This window comes from Rhizobium sp. PEPV16, assembly GCF_008919455.1.
GTDB lineage: Bacteria > Pseudomonadota > Alphaproteobacteria > Rhizobiales > Rhizobiaceae > Rhizobium > Rhizobium leguminosarum_Q.
The window spans coordinates 1-3,006 of sequence record NZ_VSZV01000153.1 but is presented as its reverse complement, the minus strand read 5'-3'; the positions used below and the strand labels follow the sequence as shown (position 1 = coordinate 3,006).

Genomic DNA, 3,006 nt, shown 5'->3' with positions numbered 1-3,006 from the left:
AACACCGACAGCACGGTTGAAATCCAGTTGGCCATCGGCCGCGACACCGTAAAATTCCCCGAGAATGCCATCCGTTTCCCGAGTCAAAGGCATGAAGGCGCCGCCGAGCGCGTCGATCTCTACCTCGCCTGGCCGGAAATGCAGGGTTATGGCAAGGAAAATCACCTTCGATTCGACGATATCGCCCAATCCTCCGGGCTGATCTTTCTGCAGATTACCCAGAGCACCATGTCGCGCGACATGTCCGGGCGGCTGGAGCCGATCTATTCGCATCTGCTCGAAGGACCGGCGGAGCCCTTCCGCGACGGGCTGACGCTGCACCGTCTTCGCGCCGATGCGGGTTACGGCGACGAGGTGCTGCTGACGGCGCCTGTCAAGGGCGGGCCGGATTACGTCGTGCGCTGCATCTTGCCGTCAGCCCCGGATAAGGCGGCGGGCGGAGATTGTCAGCGCGATATCAAAGTCGGCAGGGATCTCAGCGTTCTCTACCGCTTCTCAAGCAGCCATCTCGACGACTGGGAACATATTGATGCCGCTATCCGCACCTTTGTAGACGCGCGTCTTGTGAACCGTTCTGCAACAACACCGTAAAATGCTCCCCGGACAGCGAAATAAACGATTCATCATAAACGGATTGGTAACGCCCAACCGGTAATTTTAGAAGACGAGCTGTGCGGCGGGAGATGTGCGGTTCCTGCCAAAAATCTGAAGCGCCAAATATCTGAAATGCAAGCGAAGAGTGGAATAGTGTCAAGGTCAGTCTCCTCCGTATCATCGTCCCGATCCGGGAGTTTTTTCGCAAGGCTGCTGGCGATCCTTTCGGTAGCCGTCACGATCGTCATGGTCGATTCGGTGAATGCCGACGCGGAAGCGGCAAATCCGAAATATGCAGGCATCGTCGTCGACGCCAAGACCGGCAACGTTCTCTACAGTGAGAACGCCGACCGGCTGCAATACCCCGCGTCCCTGACCAAGATGATGACCCTCTACATGACCTTCGAGGCATTGGAGCAGGGTCGCATCCGCCTCGATACGCCGGTTCCCTTCTCCGCCTATGCGTCAGCCCAGGCGCCGACCAAGCTTGGCGTGCGCGCCGGCGGTACAATCACCGTCGAACAGGGCATACTCGGTCTCGTCACCCTGTCGGCCAATGATGCGGCAACCGCGCTCGGCGAAATGCTGGGCGGCGGCAGCGAAGATCGCTTCGCCCAGCTGATGACCGCCAAGGCGCATGCGCTCGGCATGACGCGCACCACCTATCGCAACGCCAACGGCCTGCCGAATACGGCGCAGATGACGACGGCGCGCGACCAGGCCCGCCTCGGTATCGCCCTTCGCCAGCATTTCCCGCAATATTACGGCTATTTCTCCACGCGCGCCTTCAAGTTCGGCAGCCGGACGATCCGCAGCCACAACCGCCTGGTCGGTTCAGTGCGCGGCGTCGACGGCATCAAGACCGGTTACACGCGGGCTGCCGGTTTCAACCTGGTAAGCTCGGTGCAGGTCGATGGCAAATCGATTGTCGGCGTCGTGATGGGTGGCGCCTCGACGCCCGCCCGCGATGCCCAGATGCGCAATCTGATCGCCACCTATCTGCCGAAGGCATCGAACCGCGGCGGTTCGTCGGCGCTGATCGCCCAGGCCGCCCCTGCCCCGGCGATGATCGTGACACCCGCTCCGGTCCAGCCCAAGAAGGCTCAGCAAATGGCGAAGACCATCACCGCAGCGCAGCCGCCGGTTTCGGCAGCCGCTGCCGATCTCAGCCTGCCGCACAAAGGCCCGCTGCCGGATGCGCGCTATCAGGTCGCCGAGACCGAGGTCGCCTATGCCGAGACCGCTGCGCCGAAATCCGACAATCCACTGGTAGCGCAGCCGATGCCGGCACCGACCAAGGTCAAGACCATGGCCTTCAAGCAGCAGGCAGCGGTCGCCGCACCAAAGCCGACGCCCGCATCTATGCCGTCGGAACAGGGCGATACGTCGGTCGATAACGTCACCACTGCGTCGACCACCCCCTCACCGACTCGTGCTGCTTCAACCAGCAACGGTCCGACCGGCTGGGTCGTGCAGGTCGGCGTCTCGCCGAGCCGGCAGATGGCCATGGACCTTCTGGAAAGCGCCAGGAGCAAGGCCGGCAAGGCGCTGGCCTCGGCAAAGCCCTTCGCGGTCGCCTATGCCGCTGGTGGTGACCAGCTCTTCCGCGCTCGCTTTGGCGGCTTCGACGATCAGCGCGATGCCGTCAACGCCTGCAAAGCGCTGAAGAAAGCCGGCATCAAGTGCTGGGCGGCTGCCCAATGAGCTATTCGATGCTGCCTGCTAGATGATGGCCGGCGGCATCGGTGACGGCCGGAATCGGTGTTTGCGTTTCCGGCCACCGTTCTTGAACTCGATCAGTATTGCGTACGGGGAAAACCATGGCGATCAATGAGAATGTTCCGGGAATGCCTTCAGACCGCCGCATGGCGGCCAAGGGGCGCTCATCTCTGCATCCGTTGCACGAGGCGGCTTTGCGCCTCGCCGAGATCGGCCTGCAGCGGCCGAAGGCGAAGTCTCCGAAGACCCGGGATATCATCAATCTGCTGCTGTGCCATGGCGCCCGTGCCTGGCGCTATTCTCAGCCCGAAGCCCGTATCCATCTGCATGTGACCTCGCCGGATGGCAGAGCGCCGGTGCAGCTGCGCCTGCGCTGAATTGCAAAGTACCGCGCGTCATTTCAGGCGCGCGGGGACGTTCAATCCAAGCATGAAACTTTCCGGAAATCGGCTTCGATTTTCGGGGATTAGAGGAGACCAAGGTCCGTAAGTTCGCGGCGAAGGTCCGCGGGCATTTCGGCAATGCCGGCGCCGAGGCTTGTCAGGTCGCGCGGCACGTCGTCCTCAGTGTAATAACGCCAGCCCTGGAAGGGACGCTTCGGCTGCACTGCCGTCTCGATGACCTCAGGGCCGAGCATCAGGCGGCAGCGCGAAATCCCCTCGCCGTCGGTGAAGGTCTCGATGTCGAGCAGCT

At 62.2% G+C, this 3,006-nt stretch carries 4 protein-coding genes; 3 read left to right on the top strand and 1 reads right to left on the bottom strand.

Going from position 1 to position 3,006, the window contains the following annotated elements; genetic code table 11:
• The 3 genes from FY112_RS03065 to FY112_RS03055 form a co-directional block, all read left to right on the top strand.
• A partial coding sequence (locus tag FY112_RS03065) for a hypothetical protein (protein ID WP_246700590.1) occupies positions 1-591 on the top strand: 591 nt, incomplete at its 5' end.
• A gap of 135 nt (positions 592-726) precedes the next feature.
• The gene (locus tag FY112_RS03060) at positions 727-2,298 is read left to right on the top strand and encodes a serine hydrolase (protein WP_131644152.1); all 1,572 of its coding nucleotides are present in this window, start codon (positions 727-729) and stop codon (positions 2,296-2,298) included.
• Positions 2,299-2,414: 116 nt separating this feature from the next.
• Positions 2,415-2,690, top strand: a complete 276-nt coding sequence (locus FY112_RS03055; protein ID WP_017960571.1) for a hypothetical protein — start codon at positions 2,415-2,417, stop codon at positions 2,688-2,690.
• Positions 2,691-2,779: 89 nt separating this feature from the next.
• On the opposite strand, the gene FY112_RS03050 is transcribed toward FY112_RS03055, so the two are convergent.
• On the bottom strand, positions 2,780-3,006 hold a 227-nt coding region (locus FY112_RS03050; protein WP_151517640.1), incomplete at its 5' end, for a DUF1489 family protein.

Excerpts from the sequence above, each read along its gene's own strand:
- FY112_RS03060 (WP_131644152.1), top strand. The coding sequence starts at position 727 with ATGCAAGCGAAGAGTGGAATAGTGTCAAGGTCAGTCTCCTCCGTATCA.
- FY112_RS03055 (WP_017960571.1), top strand. The coding sequence starts at position 2,415 with ATGGCGATCAATGAGAATGTTCCGGGAATGCCTTCAGACCGCCGCATG.